Consider the following 16,163-nt stretch of genomic DNA (forward strand, 5'->3'; position numbering starts at 1 on the left):
AGGAAGGTCTTGAATAGAAAAGTATTCACGATATTAGGGCGATAGAAGATCTTATATTCTTATATTTGCTCACACCTCTAGGAAAAATTTATCAAGGTATACAAGATGGCAAACCTAAAACTGCTTTCAATAGAAAAGCATATTGCTCAACGATTAAAAGCAAGACGTAAAGAGTTAAAGATAAAGCAACATGAGCTTGCAAAAACTCTAGGTATTACGCCTCAGCAGATTTCTAAGTATGAACGCAAACTAGATAGCATTTCTGTTAAACGGCTTTATAATTTATGCAAGATTCTTAGCGTTACACCCAATTATTTCTTTGAAGACTTAGAGGATATATCCTGCGTTATTGAGCAGGACTCTATGTGGTTATGCACCGAAAACCTACGTGGACAAATGGTTCAAATGAAGATTGGAGGCATTCGCGGAATAATTGAGAACATACGAATTATAGAGGAAAATCAATAATGGGATTTCCTTATTGCTTCTTTCCCACAAAAACTATTTGTATAACTGAGGACCCAGCGTCAGTTGCAAGTCTGCTTAATGATCCCTCTCAGATTTCATGCTTCACTAGTATGGAATTAGCTCTTAACTGTTTAAATAAGAGTGAGAAATCTGAAATACTCTTCGAGAGAATTTTGAGCAGTTATGAAGGCGGGTTAGATTGCAATAATGTAATTTATCTTCATGAGGAGATCTATAATCCCCGACGATTTGAAGCCGTCTCCTGTATCATAATTAGTGATCAAATAGCAGAGAGCAGTGGTTTAGAAATTTTCCGTAAAATAAATGACTCAAACATCCAGAAGATTTACCTGACTACAGATCTAGATCACAAGGCAGCAGTAAATGCTTTTAATGAGGGCCTTATTGACTTTTATTTGTATAAAAAAGATCCTAAAGCGAAAGAGATTCTTAGCACCTATTTGAAAGAAGCTCAGCTCAATTATTTTAAAGAGCTCACTCAAAACTCTAGCCAATTTCTATTAAAGCAATGGCACTCTCTTAATAATGTGGGTTCAATATTGGTGAATCCGCTGTTTATTCAGCACATTCAATCAATTCTTGAGGAACAATGCACGCAAGAATACTACCTTCTTGATATTATTGGCAGTTTCCTGTCCATAGATGGGGAAGGCAAAATTAATGCTATCTTAGCTTTTACAGACGAAATTCTTGCACGCCATATGCAAGATATAGAAGAAACATTACAATTAGAGCCTTCTCTAGAGAAAAAGATAAATGTAGACAATCTGCCTTCCCTATTCTGCATTCCGTCTTTATATCATCCAGTTTTTCATAATTTAGAGCCCTTCGTAGTGCCGGTCTTGCCTTATGCATCAGGACAGCCGCATTACAACTTAGCCCTTGTCTCTCAGATGGGAATTCGACCGCCTTATCTGAGAGACTCGGGAGTTCTTCACCTAACATAAAGAAAGGAAGTAAAATGAAGAAACTCATCTTGAGCTTATTACTAGCCACACCCCTCAGTCAAGGCTATGCCCTTGATACTCATACAGCTTGGAAAGGATCCAACGTTTGGTCTTTAAAAAGGCTGGAGCAGGAAAACCCTAAATACCAAACTGCCAAAGTGCAGGGATTTACTGTTGTTAATGAGACGCCTGCCTTATCAAGGGCAGATCATACAACAGTGACTGTGCAAGAAGTTCATTCAGCCAACCAAGTGGAAGAGACCTCTGCAACTACCAATAGTATATCATCAGCCATCAAGTTAGGAGCAGTAGGTGCTGGCTTGGCAGTAAGCTATATGTATGGTCCAGCTGCTCTGTTATGGGGAGCTTATTACGGTGCCTCCTATGCACTTAATGTGATAGGGGTCAGTGGAGTAACGGGTATTGCTGCTGCCACCAAGTTTGGCATTATGGTATCTGAATCTCCTCTCGCTCAAAAGACTTTAATGGAAACTGGTGGCTATATTGCTGAATACGGAGCTAAAGCCGTCCTTAAAACTGGTGAACTATCCTTATCAGTAGGCAAATATGCTGCAACCACTTCATGGTCTCTCAGCAAGACTGCTTATAACTATTTCTGGGGTAATTCTTCCCCAAAGAAGGTACAGCAGGATGAATCAGTAGAGATGAGGCGAAATCGTCATCTTGATGCTGTGATTAAACGGGTAAACTCTGCGGCAGAGGCTGCATAATAAGTTATTATGAGGAGGCCCTATTAATGAGCCTCCTTGAAAGTTTACCCTATAAATCTGATCCATAAGGATTAACAATTTAAACAATATAGCAAGTCGACTTTAAAGAAGCAGCACTTCTTTAAGGGCGAAATTTTTTATACCAAAAAAGGAATTAATTTTATGAAAGCTGTCTATTTAAGTTTTCTAATAGCAAGTCTTTGTGCGTGTACACCCCAAAATTACAATGTCAACACATCTAAGAGATTATTGACTCAAAGTTCTAAATTCAATCGCTCAGAAATACTCAATCCTGCTTATTTACAAGGTGCTGTGTGGAAGACATTAGAAATGGCTAAGTCAGGTGAACTAACTGCTGAGGACAGTGAACTAGTTCTAACCTTAATAAAAACTCTGAACAATAAAGGGCTTCAGAAGAAATCTATCACTGATAAAATAGATAGTCTTCTAAAGCAGATTAGAGATAGGAAATTATCACAAGCTGACTTCATTAAAGGACTTCAATCAATTTTGCACCATTTAGAAGTAGAAACAGGCTTCATTATTAATCCGCAGTTTGAACAATTTAGTAAGCGCTATTTTTCAAGTGAAAAAAGAAACTAAAATCTAAGATTAACCCTATTAATCACTCTACCAAAACAGGAGAATATTAAACATGTTTAAGATAAGTAAATTATTTATATCCGCTTCATTTTTAAGCTTTTGCTCACCATCTTACTCTATGGAGGATTTTATCCCTTGGCGACAGCAGTTAGAATCTGCTGCGAGAACCATGAAGATGGTTGGCCAAAATGAATCAGCCCGGGACCAGGCAGAATTTGAGAATGATTGGAACACTTTCAAATTGGCTACAATGAATATTAGTTCAGGAATAGTCGCTTATTGCCCTCCTAATACTGATATTTTCTCGCCGTCTGAAAGGCAAGAAATGTTAAATTCAGTTGTAAAAACTCGAGCCTTTTTTAAAACTAAGCCTGATATATTCAGTAGATTTTATATGGGATTTACTGGTTCCGGTCTAACTAAAGAAGGTGTTAAGCATAAGATTGATTTCTCACCCTCTTTTTCAAATCACTTTGCAACAATTGTTATCGCTGATGCTTTGACGTGGGGATTACAAAATAAGTGGCAAATACGCCAGGGAAACAATATTCTCATTAATCATACTCTCTTACAAGCCCTCTCAACTGAGATTCTTGATGAGGTGAAAGGAGAAGGAGATTTGCTTCCTGTGCTCTTTCAAATTATAGAAAAGATCTATAACAGTAATGATCAAAAACAATTTAAGGGTATCATTTTAAAAACTCCTTCATACATACGAGAAGAAGCGATAAGAAGTGCGATAGAGTTAAATTACCTTATTGCCCCTACTGTCAACTTTCTAGATATCTACACTGGAGACTTTTCTATCTTTGAGGATAAAGGATGGCAAATTCATAAAGCGAGCCAGTTCTCTACATGGGTAAGAGATACTAATCGCAGTTTACAAAACTCTAAACAAGAATTTATTGACACTTTATATCCGAATCCCAAGCGCTATGATACTTACCTTAAGTCTTTATTACAGCCTTTAATGCCTCGAGCAGTTCTATTAACTGAAAATACTAAAAGGTTTTTTTCTGATTTGCCATCAGATATTCCGCTTGATGGAACTCATGTAGGAATTGAATATCGGCTTTTTCATCCTCCATTCGGCACTCGGGAAGGTAATTACATCCCCTCTGCTCAATCATTCTATATTACTCGCCCCTTTACTCGGCTCTCCTTGCTTACTTTTTTAAATGAGATCAAGGAAGAAGAAATGAACGAAAAAGTACAAAGGATGCAAGAATTAGCTTTAATTCTTCATAGTTTATATTGCGATAGTTTATATATTGACAGGCTTCCTCTAGAAAACAAAAACCTTAGATGGCAAAGAGCGGCGGAGCTTGGTTTTACGCCAGCTATTCATAACTCTGGACTCTTTCTTGAAAATGATGATTCTGCCTCTGCTCTAGATTACTATCAAATGTCAGCGGATCGAGGATTTGCTCCAGCTCTGAGAAATTATAGTTTGCTTTTAAGGGAAGTTGCGCCCGACCACCCTCACCTTCCCTTATATAATGATATGAGTCAGCTAGCAGGCGAATCTCTTAATCTCTCAGCCATTCCTGGAATGTTTTTTGAACCTCCAAGCTTAGAAGCAGCATTTAACGGGGTCATCTTTAACCCTCAACCATACGGGATCAAACTTAGAAACAGTATTAAGGTTAAGAATGGTGACTTAGAAGTATATTTCCGTGATCCAGCACATTTAAGAACTTTAATGGCCCAGTTTCCTTTACTATCAGCGGATAATATCTATTTTATTTACAACCTAAATACGCATGATGGTCATGAATTTAAGGCGCCTTACGGAGAGCTAATAAAATCTAAATTTATTCATGTGATGGCTGACCAAGCTCTTAATGTTGAAGGATATTTGGATTCGCAATATGATATAGTGCTCCCTAAAGAGTCAGATATAAATAGCTTAAGTAGAAATTCAGGACAAATAATTACTAACCTAAGTATATATGAGCAAGGACTCAAACTCGCTGAATTCCTCGAATCATTGGATAAAACTCTTGTTCTCGAAAGAACAGAGCAAGCTAGAAAATTATTTGAAGATAGAAAAAGGGACCGTCAAGTTTATCCTGAGAAGTATCCGCAAAGGCTCGCTGATATAGCTCCTAAGCGTTATATAATCTCTGATGGGGCTGTTAAGATGGTACAAAGCGATTATTTGCATGCTGAGTCAGATATAATCTTTATGGCACCCAATCTATCAGATTTTAAGCAATTAATATCCCAGCTAACTCCTTTTACTACAGGTTCCTATATATTCTTGATAAATCCTTTACAAGATTTGACAGGAATTTATAGTGATCATAATCCATTCTTATCTATTGGATTCGAAATCACTTCAGAGAAAAACTTGCTGACCGCTGGAAGTATAGTCATCCCTGATTATGATTTATCAATCAAAGTAAAAGGTAATTGGTGGCATTATGCTAATCTAAGAGCAAAAAATATTAATGTTAAGGTAGGAAGAAATTTAAGTCTTATAAATATTTTTATGAGTAGCAATCAAAGTAGGCCGCACGATCTCCCTCTTCCTCTATGGCAAAAGCTCAAGGAATTTTACTGGAAAGAATACAAACTCTTCTTAAAAGATTAAGGGTATGGAAGTTAGAGGCTATCAATTTAGTCTCTATTCTTTCCTATAACGTCTATAAATTATTGCGGCCGCAATAATTCTTCTTATTCATGACTGCTAAGCGTTACGGTCAAAAGAACAGCATTTCTTTAGAAGAGGTAATAAAGTTTATTGATCAAATGAAGCGCAGAGGAGTTACTGTGGTCACAATAATTCCTTTCCCTATAAGGCGGGCTAGCAGCAATGAGTCAGAGAAGGCCCATAATGTGAGATAAAAAGTTTCTTATATTTTTGAGATTATATAGTATATATTTCCTACTCTAAAGTTACAGTTCCTCAATAATCTTCATAAGCTGGATTTTTAATTGTGACTTTTCTTCATTGGAAAGCTTAGATATAGTACTCTTATCTATTTTAAATCTATTATCAGATCTAGAAATTCTTAAAATTGGTATGACCTTTTGCTTAGATTGAGAGACCTTATCTTTCTTATCTGCAAACATTAAAGAGTTTATAAATTCAAGTTTTTTATCATCACTATTAATTTTAAACAACTTTCTAAAATTTTGGCGTCCGCGAAAATTTGTCTTCAACATGGTCTCTCTTACTAAAGAGGAAAGCTCATTTAATTTGAGAAGCTCAGATATTTTTGAATTTGAGAGACCAATTTTCTCAGACAGTTCTTTTTGTCCGCCCCATCCAATCTTCTCAACCAGTAACTTTAGAGCAGCCGATAGCTCTACAGGATGTAAATCTGTTCTTTGAATATTCTCAATTAAGGCTATTTCTTCAGCTTGATCGTAATTTTCATGAATTATACAAGGTATATTTTTTAAACCAACAATTTTAGCCGCTCTTAGCCGTCTCTCTCCACTGATTACCTCAAATTTATTATCATTATCCTTACTTCGCACTACTGTTAATGGTTGTCTTATACCGTGCTCTTTAATAGTGTCAGCAAGACTCTTAAGCTCGGCTTCATCAAATACTCTTCTAGCTTGTTTATAGTAAGGAATTAAATTTGTTACATCTAAATGAGATATTTCATATCTCTTTGACTGCAGCATTATACTTAATCTTTCGCCCGAGCTGTGCTTCCTATTTAATTCGCTTGATTCTCTTATCTTTGCATTTTCTATCTTCATAATTACTCCAATTTTTCGCCGCGGCGAACATTTTTTACTAGTGTTAAAATTCCGACGGCTATTCCAATTTGCTTAACTCTCTCAACTTCGCATTTTCTATCTTCCTAATTGCTCTAAATTTTCGCCGCGGCGAAAATTTATGCACTAACTTTAAAAATCCAGACGACTAATTCGAACAATTTCATGTACTAAATCTAATATATCCTCAAATGAAGCGGATTTAGCTTTACAGAACGCGGCGATAGGGAGTTTCTTTTTAGATGCAATGTTAATTTCTTCAGATTTCCTAATAATTGTGTTTTGTACAATGTTGCCATACTCTGCCCTTAATGCTCCTAACACTTCTTGTGCAGTGGCTGTCTTGATCTCATATTTATTGGGTATTATACAATAATGAGGAATGATACCCATATCAGCGTAAAACTTCTCTAATTCATCTACTAGAACTCTAAGCCCTGCAAGACTAAACGGCTGAGTTTCGCACACTATATTAATCCTATCACTTGCTACAAGAGCATTCATATTTAGTGTGCTAATGGTAGGGTTAGTATCGAGAATAATATAATCATATTCCAATCTTAATGAATCTATAACATTTTTCAACTTTTCTTCTCTTCTATTCTTAGCATTAAGAGGAATCTCTACTCGAGTAAGGGAAATATTTGAGGGAATAAGATCTAAGCCTGGAAAAATTTTGATTAAGGAATCGCTTACCTTCGCATCATTAATTAGTATGTCATATGCTGTTAAGCAATTTTGATCTTCTGTTATACCTAATACAGAAGATAAGTGTGCTTGCGGATCTAGATCTATACACAGAACCTTAAATCCCAACAAGGATAAATGAGTGGCTACTTGGAAACATAAACTTGTTTTTCCTGTCCCTCCTTTAAAATTGTAGAATACTTGTACCTTTTGTTTAATAGGTTTGTTATGGGAGGCATAGATAACATCCGTTACTTTTCTTATGTTTTCTATATCAAATTTGCGATTGTGGCCAGTATCACTAACAATAGATGTGACATCCAAATTTGCTATTGCTCGAGATAAGCTAGCTTTGGGTGCATTAGTTATATGCCCAAGCATTGATTGGTTAAAATAAAAGTGTTCCATGCGCTTCCCTCATTCCCTTAAGTAGGCGTTTTAATTAAATTAGCACATTTTAGAAGTAGGAACAAGTTTTAAACAAACTACTTTTTTTCGTTCCAATGTTAAAAAAATGAAGTAAGCATTTTAATGTCTAAAAAACAATTTAAGGGAAGATACAAAAATTTTTATTTGACAGCTTTTGTAAAATTGTGAGACTTTTGTCTTATAAGTAATTTTTGAGTTATTTTATTAAGGGAATAAGGGTTAAACAAAAAAACCCTGGTTGGCGCCAGAGTTTTTTTAAATGTCTTACACGAGAAGACTTTTCAGATCTATATTAATGCTATCATTTTATAATGGTAGTTTCAATACATAATTGTTTTTTCGTGTAAATCATTACGGACTATTTCGGAGGTTTATGCGATGTTTGCATTTCTAACAGGTCGACATCTGCTCTCAAAGGAGAGAACAGATGACTTACACTAAAACTACATTTGCTAGGAATATGGTTCTCCATCCTGAGGTTATTAGATATTTTGGTACCTCCACAGCAGCATTTCTAAGTCGGCTCAATTACTGGGTCCAAGGTAGAAACTCTGGTGTTATGCATAAAGGAATGCGATGGATTTTCAATACAGCACAAGAGTGGTCTCAACAACTTGGTATCTCAGATCGCCAAGTTCGCCGTATTGTTGCTGAATTAAAAGAAGCTGGTATCATTTTAGTAGAAAAACTTGCCGACTATAAATCTAATCGAACAAACTACTATACCATTAATTATGATCGCTTGAATGAACTTTTTGAGGAAAAAAATCTGCCAACAGAAGTTTTTTTAGTGTCCGCATCATCCGGACAAAATGTCCTAATGACTAGAACAAAGAATACAAACAAAGAAAATAATATATCTGAAACAACGCAAGAAACTCTTACAGCACCGTTACTACCTAACACTCAAATTCAAGCTATAACGGGTAATCACGAAAACAGCCCAGCTAGCGGTATACCGGAAAAAGTAACTGTTCAAGAGATGTTAGCTTACTGGAATACTATCTTCCCAACGAGTCAAATTGAAATGAACGCAAACCTTGCACCATTACTTAGAGCAGCTCTTCAGGTCAAATTTAGTTCAAGGTTAAAAGAATGGCAGCATTATTGCAGAACCATTGAGTCAAGTGCGTATTTAACCGGAAAGAGCTTTAATCTCTCTATCTATTGGGCATTGAAATATACAACCATTGACCGGATCAAAGCAGGGGATTTTGGGGTCAAATCTATTCCTAATATTTCAGAGAAAGAGACTCTAGAGCAAAGGTTTGTGGAACAGATTGGTTTGCTTGCCGAGCCCGAAAAGTGTAAGAGTATTCGGCTAAAACTTCTCAAGGTATATGGCGCTTATGCATATAAACACTGGTTCCAGTCGTTGGAGTTCTTTTTGAATGGTGAAAGGGTCCAGTATAAGGCCCCCAGCCGTTTCCATGCAGATTACATTGCTCGGGAATATAAAGATATCCTTATTTGAAGAGAGTTCGCAAAAAATAGACGGGAGTACTTACTACTAAAGGAAGACTTGCTTATCTTCATTAAGAGCGGGTACTGCTATTTGAGGTAAAAACTTAATCATAATTAGATTGGTATTTCCCTTAAAATAGCCCTCTGTAATGGAGTGCCTGCCACGCTGACGAAAGCCAGCTTTTTTATATACATGGATTGCTTTGTTATTTTTTTCATCAGGATCGATAAAGAAAATATGAGCACTTTGCTCCACTGATAACTGGTAAAAAAGCATAAATTCTTGCAGAGTAGGAGCCGCTAGATCTTTACCAAGATAATCCGTATTCCCAATAGCAAAGTCAAGCGTTACTGTTTTGCCTGATTTTGAAAGAGAATGGCCCACCCAGGCTTCAAACGGTGAGGTCATAATAAGACTAAAAGGGGTCTCTTTCTTAGAGTTTAGAATAGATCCTATCCAGTAAGTATAAATTCCCTGATAATAAGGGGAGGGTGTTTTTCTTCCGTGAACGAAATTAATTATATCTTGTCTATGCTCCTCACTATTGTCCCAAAAATCTTTAATATGAGGCTGACTTAGCCATTCCATGATGACATCTAAATGGTGGATGTTTGCCCTTTCAAACTTTATATTCATTATTGTTTTCCCTTTAATCGTATCAGATCATTTTAATAGAGAAGATTTCTTTTTTGATTTTACAATTATTCTTACTGATACTTCTAAATAGGATATCAGTAAAGCTTCGTATTGTTTCTTAATCCAATCTCTATGAAAAGGTGAAGGGGTGTGAAACTCAACAATACCCGGAGCGAGCCTTATTTCACAACCTTTGAACCAGGAAGTGTAGGCTGCATGGCCAAATTTCTCAATAAGAAGATACCTAACCTTCTTTACAGCGCTATTAATCTCCAAGGGCTCAATGTCTTGACTGGAATGGTGGGTAGAAGGGGGGATATTGTGTAAATCTTTTATTCCAAATTGCTTCTCAAGGATACGCTGAATAAAATCAAATTTTAAAGCTGTTTCTAAAGCGACCTTGAATCCATTTCTAACTTTACCCATTAGAAACTCACTGGAGGCAATTAGTCTGCAATAGTCTTTCCACTTCCCAAGATTACTATCAAATTTATACTTTAGAGCGCCTATCAGGAATCGGCAACGTGTTTTGGTGAGAGAGCATTTTTGTTGAGGAAGTATAATTTCGTTCCAAATATCAAGCATCTGCTGCGATAAGGATTTCGGAACGTATTCCTTTTCATTACTCTTACAGTTATTATCCCGAAAAGGCTCAGATACTATTGGATTATTTAAATTCTCTTTTTTGGTAATCTTATCATTATACATCGGCTCATTTTGATTCTCTGATAGATTCATTTTGACCTGATTTTCTTTTGAAACATAAGGCTTGATAGGGCGTGTATCTAATATTTCATTCAGACGATCATAATTTATTGTGTACCAATTCGTCCGATTCGACTTGTAGTCTGAGAGCTTCTCAACAGATATAATACCCAGATTCTTTAAAATTCTTATTGATCTATTAACAGTACTGCGAGAGATAATTTTTAAGTCTGAGGACCATCCTTCATATGAATTGGCAATCCATTTTTTATGTTGATACAGTTTCCCTTTAACAAGCGGATTACTTATCCAATAATGGATCTGTTGTAAGAGAAGAGCAGCCGATCGTCCAATAGTTTTTATAAGGAGAGGCTGCAGAATAAGACATTTGTCTTCCTGGATTAAAGCCCTAAACTTTAAAGTGTGCATAATCTAAACATTCCTTTTTAAACGCTTTGATATGCACATGAGCGAATGCAACAACGAGAGTAACTATACTAAACACTTATTACAAAATCAATAGATGCTGTTTTCGCTTGCTTTGTTAAGTTCATAAGATTGTCTGTTTACTACAAGCAAGAGAAAATTCATTAATTAGGGGCTTTGAAGTAGTTTTATATTTGGTTTTTGCCTTACTAAACTCTTGCCTTGAGCTAAATATAGCTGACTCTTAGATAAATTGTTGATGACGCAGTATTATCAAGATATGATGACCTTAGTCATGTATTACATAAGTAATACGGATAACCTTGCAATAGGGAATAAAGTTTACCATATTAAGTTATAAGCTATAATTAATCAAAATGCTGGATTGGATGATAGACAGAACAACTTATCCTATCACTTAGTTCGCGGGCGCAAATGCATTTTATTGAATGACTACTTATCCTAAGAGGGCCTACCCATTATGACGCGAAAGCAAAGCAATTTTAATTCATCTCCTATAATTCAAGCTAATGATCACAGTACAGAGAGTCAAGGGGCTTCACCTGACAAGCATAAAGCCTCAAAAGGGCATATAAAGACATTTAGGCTTCGAGACATTGATATTGAGAATTTGAATCTAACGGTTCAAAAAATTAATGCAAGTGGTAAAATCCAACCGATCAACTCGACGGATCTCATAAAGGGGTTGTTAACTATGGCCAGAAAAACGTCAGATGAGAAGTTGATTAATTATATAAGAATGTCTTATTAGATAAGCTTTTTACTCTTATCAAGCTACCAGGTCTTAAAAATTGTATGTTGGTCCTAGCACACATAATTATCAATTCTGGAATAAACTTAGCTCAATAACAAAAGAAACCCTTGCATGATTGGTCTAATTTGTAATACCTTTGTATTACAAATATAATACAAATATGTTTCAAAAAGCTCATCGGTCATTAGGTTCTTAAACAAGAAATTTTCTGCTCTAAGAGTTTAATTGGCACAAGCTAGAAAGGATATTAAAGATGCATGTTAACTTTAAAATTAACGCGCGCGGCTTTAATAAAATATTTTGTTTAGGTAAAACCGATTGGATTCTCGCTTCAATTGTTTCTTTAATTATAGGAATTATATCTTTTCTACTGATCTCAGTTATAAACGTCTGTGTAAATCAAGCTTTAGTCTTTGATCTCAATGAAAAAATTTCCCGTTGTGATCAGGTATCTCTCACCTTAAAAGAATCTATGGGCCAATTACCCTTATCCGAGATAAAAAGTAAGTTAGCTCAATTGCGAAGTTCTTTCTTTTTCCAAGTATATCAAGAAAAAGACGGATTAGATGAGGAAATCACTTATCCGATCATTGTTGATCGTCAAGGTTATAGTTTAGAAGGGAAGTTTAAAAATATTCCAAATGATCATCTAAAAAATTCTAAATCTATTTATCTTTATCGAAATAATGTAGTTCTTATCTATCCTCTTTTACAACGAGAACCTATCCTATATCTGATTATACCGTTAAAAGCGAGCCGACGCGTAAATATGTCTTTAAACGATAATGGTTTAGGCCTTAAAGCTGTCTATGATCCTTTCTGGGTTCTTCAAGAAAATGCTCTCTTACTTATTTCTTTGATGGTCGTGGGTGGTACAATTTCCTTTATATTTAAAGCCTGGTTGGTTAAGAGACGTAGATCAAGGTTTTGGTCTCGTTCTCGAAATATCATTGGAAAAAGTTTGCTAATTAAAAAGAATTTAGAAATATCAAAGAAATCAGTTTATAACCTTCGCTCTACTACCTCAGAGATAAGGAAGAATCTGTTAAATTTTGCTGCTCGTTATTTAGACATTTTTGGGAATCTTCTAAAGCTTATAGGAGGTTCAAATTTCAGATCCTTGAATAAAGAACAAGCTAAATCCCAACAGATAACAGTTTTTGATCCTTTTTCAAAGAGAAAGCATTTATTTAAACAAATTCTGCAGGAAGCAATAAATGTCTTTTCAGATGAAATTGAAGTTAGGAGAGTAACCTATACCATTGAGGAGACTAATAAAGGCATAATTATGAACGATTATGATTTCGTCTTCTCTCTACTCCTCAAATCGCTTGAAGCTGTTATAAAACTGGCCCCTATTAGCTGCAATATTAAGATTACGAGCGCGGTTAAGGAAGGGGAGCTCAATTTATGCTTCTCTGGAAATTTTAAGTCTAGCTTAGAAAGCTCCCATTATCCCACCTATATTAAGCATGAAATCTACAAAAAAAAGGATACAACTTTTTTAAAAGTGGCAATCCAAGATCTAGCAAAATTCAACAATACTAAAGGTCAAGAAAATGACAATATTATACCGCTCTTTGTTAAGTAGCATACTTTTAACATTTTATTGTTCTGCTTCTCCACAATTTAAAATTCAAGAGCGAGATTTACTAGAATCTAAGATAAGAGAAGAACTGCTGAGTCGGAGAAAACTCAACTTATATGGCTTATCAGGCATGGGAAAGACAGTGTCTTCAAGAAAAATTAAAAAGAAACTCAAGGATAGCGGGTATTATGTTGCCTGGCTTAATTGGGACGAAATTTCTTTTGAAGAACAGATCTATAATATGCTTAAAGCTGCTGACTGTGCTTCCTTAGAAGAGCTATTAACTAAAAGTGCACGCTCTAAAGGATTGGTGTTAATTATCGATAATTATGCTTATCCGGACGCAGACAAGATAAAAGTAAAATTAGGAAAATTGTGGGAGAAACCCAAAGTATGGGTTCTTATCACCAGTCAGCTCAAACTTCGGCATTTAGATGGCTATCAGATGCCGCCATTTCTGCCTGAAGAAGGAGTGGAATTAATGGGCAAGTATTTCCCAGAAGAAAGTAGATCTCGACTCACGAATATCTGTAGCTTATTAGGGTCTTACCCCTATTATATCTCGGTCTTATCACGCCATGTCGAGAAATCCAGCACTTTAAGTCTGCAACGGTTAGAGGATACATTAATGCATAATCCCAGTGAGATTCTGAATAGTAACTTAACTGAGGAAACTGAAATGGAGACAGAGCGTAGTAAAGGTCTTGTAGTTATTAAAACAATATTGGAAGAGCTTAAAAAGGAGGATTATGAAGCTTATCAAGCTTTAGGTTTTTTAAGTTTACTAGGCTCCAAATCCATCCCTTTAGAGTTAATCCACTTCTTCATTAAGGATAAAAGGAAGGCAGATTATATTATAGAGAAACTTCTAATGTTAGCGTTTATAGCATCAATTCATAAGGGAAATGATTTTATAACTTATGATTTGCATGACATTACCCAGCGATTAATTCGTGAAACCCTTTCTTCAGAGGATAAGGCTAGTATATTAAATCGAGGTGCAGAAGCATTTATTTCTTTTTATAAAGAGAACTATTCTAAGATAACTGACTCAAAGCGAGAAGCTCAAGTTTATTTCAATCATTTAAATTCACTAATATCATTATATTCCGATAATTTAAAAACTCTTCCTTTAAAGGTGATCCTTTTAAAGCTACCATTAATGTCTCGCAAAAATTTTGAAATGGCCGCGCATATTGCTACTTCTATTGAGAAGTATCAACCGGAGAAAAACATTAATGATCAATATATTCTCTTTGAGTATTTTATCGATCAATCTTTTATTAAATGCTATTTTCATACAGATAATGAGGAAAAGTTTAATACGGGAATCAATTATGGTAAGAAAGCAATCAAATTAGCTGAAAAAAAAGGAAATGTTGAGCAAGCTTTTAAAGCTAATTCGAGGTTAATGTGGATTTACCTATATGCGGGTAAAGTTAAAGAAAGTACGCCCCACCTTGAAAAAGCTAGCGCACTGCTCGATAAAATCAGTGATCTTTATTCGCGCAAAGAGTATTTTTTTGGTGCCTCTTGGTATCATTTGGAATGCGGTAATTTCAGAGAAGCATATACTCTAGCTCAAAAAGGAATAGAGCTCGATGAGAAATCTAAAAATGCAAACATTGGTCTCTATCTTCGTCAATTTAAAGCTGTCTGTGAATACCGTTTCGGTGAATTAGATGCCGCCTTACAAACCATTGAAGAGGCTTTGCGACGTTCCCATATTGAATTTGCAGACGAGACTTCTTTTGCCGAAGCAGAACTTTTACAAATCAGGGCCTCTATATATAGGGATAGACAGCTTTACGAGGCAGCAGAAAAGGATATTAAAGATAGTATTAATTTATTTATAAGGGAACGAGGCGATAATCCTTATTATGCCAATGCTGTTTCTCACAGAATTCTAGCAGACATTCTTTTTAATCAAAATAAACTTAGTGAAGCATCTGCTATGATTGAAAAATCTATGGATATATTTAGAGCCTTGGTTAAGGAGGAGGGCACGTACGAACTTGCTGAAGCCTTTTTTGTTAAATTGAAAATTGATCTAAAAAGGCAGGACTTTAATAGCTATTTAAAGGGTTTTAAAGAACTCCGTCAAAGGTTTTCCTGTGACCATGAAGTTGTGCAGAAGATCTCTCGATATACCATTGAGTGTGGGCAAGAATGGTTATTATATTAAAACTTGTTAGAGTTCATATACCAATCAATAAAGGATGGATCAAATTCTTTGTTAGTGTATTTAGCTGCATACTCATATAAGTCCTCCACAATTTTTAAGGATGTCGTAAGCGTTAATGTAATATTCTTTTCGCTTACATATTTCATAAGAGACTTCACGCACTCAAGGAAAAGTTTGGTATCTAACGACCCTTCCTCGACGTTGACTTTGGAAGTACTATGATGCTTTCCCGTTTGCTCAGCAGAAGTAAATAGTGCATTTAAATCTAGTTCAAGGTAATGCGCAGCAGCTAAAATAACCTCAATTTTAGTTTCTTTAACTCTTCCAGCTATAAAATTTCTAAGAGAAGACCGTGGGAGGCCAGCTTCCTTTTCGATTTTTGCACATGATAATTCTTTATTATCAATAGCTTCAGCTAAACGCATTCTTACTACGTTCGAATCCATGAATCACCTTGCTTTATGACTATTTATAGCATTTATTTTGATACACCAACTTTATCCTAAAAGGAGAAGACAGTTAAAATTCTCCTATGAGGAATGATGTTCTCATTTCATGCCTTAATTATACCTTAAATACTTTGCTTGATAAGTACTAATTTCACAAAAAATTAATTTATGCAAAGATCTTTGCAAACATATCACAAAATGCAAAGATCTTTGCATTTTTTACTATAAATACAAAAAAGTTTGCATTTTTATAGTGACAATGCAAAAATCTTTGCATAATATGGCAAAAAAATCAAAGATCTTTGCATAA

The 16,163-nt window shown here is 35.4% G+C and carries 14 protein-coding genes; 9 read left to right on the forward strand and 5 right to left on the reverse strand.

The annotated features are described in order from the left end of the window. Positions 1-105: 105 nt before the first annotated feature. The 5 genes from HMO_RS15830 (at position 106) to HMO_RS0111410 (ending at position 5,366) form a co-directional block, all read left to right on the forward strand. On the forward strand, positions 106-468 hold the full coding sequence (locus HMO_RS15830) for a helix-turn-helix domain-containing protein (protein ID WP_010303230.1): 363 nt from the start codon (positions 106-108) through the stop codon (positions 466-468). After that, complete coding sequence (locus tag HMO_RS0111395; RefSeq protein ID WP_010303233.1) at positions 468-1,436, forward strand: hypothetical protein; 969 nt, start codon at positions 468-470, stop codon at positions 1,434-1,436. The genes HMO_RS15830 and HMO_RS0111395 overlap by 1 nt, the downstream gene beginning before the upstream one ends. 14 nt (positions 1,437-1,450) lie before the next feature. Beyond that, positions 1,451-2,167: a hypothetical protein gene (locus tag HMO_RS0111400; protein ID WP_010303236.1), complete on the forward strand. Its 717-nt coding sequence runs from the start codon at positions 1,451-1,453 to the stop codon at positions 2,165-2,167. A 162-nt stretch (positions 2,168-2,329) separates the two neighbouring features. Continuing rightward, a complete protein-coding gene (locus HMO_RS0111405; RefSeq protein WP_010303239.1) occupies positions 2,330-2,770 on the forward strand; it encodes a hypothetical protein in 441 nt (146 codons plus the stop codon). A 52-nt stretch (positions 2,771-2,822) separates the two neighbouring features. After that, positions 2,823-5,366: an SEL1-like repeat protein gene (locus HMO_RS0111410; protein WP_010303242.1), complete on the forward strand. Its 2,544-nt coding sequence runs from the start codon at positions 2,823-2,825 to the stop codon at positions 5,364-5,366. Positions 5,367-5,671: 305 nt separating this feature from the next. On the opposite strand, the gene HMO_RS0111415 is transcribed toward HMO_RS0111410, so the two are convergent. Both HMO_RS0111415 and HMO_RS0111420 read right to left on the reverse strand, forming a co-directional pair. After that, entirely contained in the window at positions 5,672-6,490 is an 819-nt protein-coding gene (locus tag HMO_RS0111415; protein WP_029449010.1) for a ParB/RepB/Spo0J family partition protein, read from the reverse strand. Between the two features lie 150 nt (positions 6,491-6,640). Next, positions 6,641-7,603 carry a ParA family protein gene (locus tag HMO_RS0111420; protein WP_010303247.1) on the reverse strand — a complete coding sequence of 321 codons (963 nt, stop codon included), beginning with the start codon at positions 7,601-7,603 and terminating at the stop codon, positions 6,641-6,643. Between the two features lie 448 nt (positions 7,604-8,051). Here HMO_RS0111420 and HMO_RS15835 point away from each other — a divergent pair, with 448 nt between their 5' ends. Then, positions 8,052-9,098: a DnaA N-terminal domain-containing protein gene (locus HMO_RS15835; protein WP_010303250.1), complete on the forward strand. Its 1,047-nt coding sequence runs from the start codon at positions 8,052-8,054 to the stop codon at positions 9,096-9,098. 36 nt (positions 9,099-9,134) lie between these two features. Here the strand turns inward: HMO_RS15835 and HMO_RS14845 are convergent, their stop codons facing one another. Both HMO_RS14845 and HMO_RS15840 read right to left on the reverse strand, forming a co-directional pair. Beyond that, entirely contained in the window at positions 9,135-9,725 is a 591-nt protein-coding gene (locus HMO_RS14845) for a GNAT family N-acetyltransferase (RefSeq protein ID WP_010303254.1), read from the reverse strand. Positions 9,726-9,752: 27 nt separating this feature from the next. Continuing rightward, positions 9,753-10,859: a DnaA N-terminal domain-containing protein gene (locus HMO_RS15840; protein ID WP_010303258.1), complete on the reverse strand. Its 1,107-nt coding sequence runs from the start codon at positions 10,857-10,859 to the stop codon at positions 9,753-9,755. A 478-nt stretch (positions 10,860-11,337) separates the two neighbouring features. Between HMO_RS15840 and HMO_RS0111440 the strand changes: the two genes are divergently transcribed. The 3 genes from HMO_RS0111440 to HMO_RS0111450 all read left to right on the forward strand — a co-directional run bounded on the left by HMO_RS0111440 (position 11,338) and on the right by HMO_RS0111450 (position 15,404). Continuing rightward, complete coding sequence (locus HMO_RS0111440) at positions 11,338-11,628, forward strand: hypothetical protein (RefSeq protein ID WP_010303262.1); 291 nt, start codon at positions 11,338-11,340, stop codon at positions 11,626-11,628. Positions 11,629-11,884: 256 nt separating this feature from the next. Beyond that, complete coding sequence (locus HMO_RS0111445) at positions 11,885-13,222, forward strand: hypothetical protein (protein ID WP_010303265.1); 1,338 nt, start codon at positions 11,885-11,887, stop codon at positions 13,220-13,222. Continuing rightward, positions 13,191-15,404 carry a tetratricopeptide repeat protein gene (locus HMO_RS0111450; protein WP_010303268.1) on the forward strand — a complete coding sequence of 738 codons (2,214 nt, stop codon included), beginning with the start codon at positions 13,191-13,193 and terminating at the stop codon, positions 15,402-15,404. The genes HMO_RS0111445 and HMO_RS0111450 overlap by 32 nt, the downstream gene beginning before the upstream one ends. On the opposite strand, the gene HMO_RS0111455 is transcribed toward HMO_RS0111450, so the two are convergent. Next, positions 15,401-15,850 (reverse strand): helix-turn-helix transcriptional regulator, encoded by a 450-nt coding sequence (locus HMO_RS0111455; protein WP_139016885.1) that lies wholly within the window; start codon positions 15,848-15,850, stop codon positions 15,401-15,403. The two genes, HMO_RS0111450 and HMO_RS0111455, sit on opposite strands and share 4 nt — an antisense overlap. Positions 15,851-16,163 lie beyond the last annotated feature (313 nt).

Origin of the sequence: Candidatus Odyssella thessalonicensis L13 (assembly GCF_000190415.1) — a bacterium.
Taxonomy (GTDB): Bacteria; Pseudomonadota; Alphaproteobacteria; order Paracaedibacterales; family Paracaedibacteraceae; genus Paracaedibacter; species Paracaedibacter thessalonicensis.

Bases quoted from the DNA above. Each gene is read 5' to 3' on its own strand.
- HMO_RS0111410 (WP_010303242.1), top strand. From the start codon at position 2,823: ATGTTTAAGATAAGTAAATTATTTATATCCGCTTCATTTTTAAGCTTT.
- HMO_RS0111440 (WP_010303262.1), top strand. From the start codon at position 11,338: ATGACGCGAAAGCAAAGCAATTTTAATTCATCTCCTATAATTCAAGCT.
- HMO_RS0111405 (WP_010303239.1), top strand. From the start codon at position 2,330: ATGAAAGCTGTCTATTTAAGTTTTCTAATAGCAAGTCTTTGTGCGTGT.
- HMO_RS14845 (WP_010303254.1), bottom strand. From the start codon at position 9,725: ATGAATATAAAGTTTGAAAGGGCAAACATCCACCATTTAGATGTCATC.
- HMO_RS0111445 (WP_010303265.1), top strand. From the start codon at position 11,885: ATGCATGTTAACTTTAAAATTAACGCGCGCGGCTTTAATAAAATATTT.
- HMO_RS0111415 (WP_029449010.1), bottom strand. From the start codon at position 6,490: ATGAAGATAGAAAATGCAAAGATAAGAGAATCAAGCGAATTAAATAGG.
- HMO_RS15840 (WP_010303258.1), bottom strand. From the start codon at position 10,859: ATGCACACTTTAAAGTTTAGGGCTTTAATCCAGGAAGACAAATGTCTT.
- HMO_RS15830 (WP_010303230.1), top strand. From the start codon at position 106: ATGGCAAACCTAAAACTGCTTTCAATAGAAAAGCATATTGCTCAACGA.
- HMO_RS0111450 (WP_010303268.1), top strand. From the start codon at position 13,191: ATGACAATATTATACCGCTCTTTGTTAAGTAGCATACTTTTAACATTT.
- HMO_RS0111395 (WP_010303233.1), top strand. From the start codon at position 468: ATGGGATTTCCTTATTGCTTCTTTCCCACAAAAACTATTTGTATAACT.
- HMO_RS15835 (WP_010303250.1), top strand. From the start codon at position 8,052: ATGACTTACACTAAAACTACATTTGCTAGGAATATGGTTCTCCATCCT.
- HMO_RS0111400 (WP_010303236.1), top strand. From the start codon at position 1,451: ATGAAGAAACTCATCTTGAGCTTATTACTAGCCACACCCCTCAGTCAA.
- HMO_RS0111420 (WP_010303247.1), bottom strand. From the start codon at position 7,603: ATGGAACACTTTTATTTTAACCAATCAATGCTTGGGCATATAACTAAT.
- HMO_RS0111455 (WP_139016885.1), bottom strand. From the start codon at position 15,850: ATGGATTCGAACGTAGTAAGAATGCGTTTAGCTGAAGCTATTGATAAT.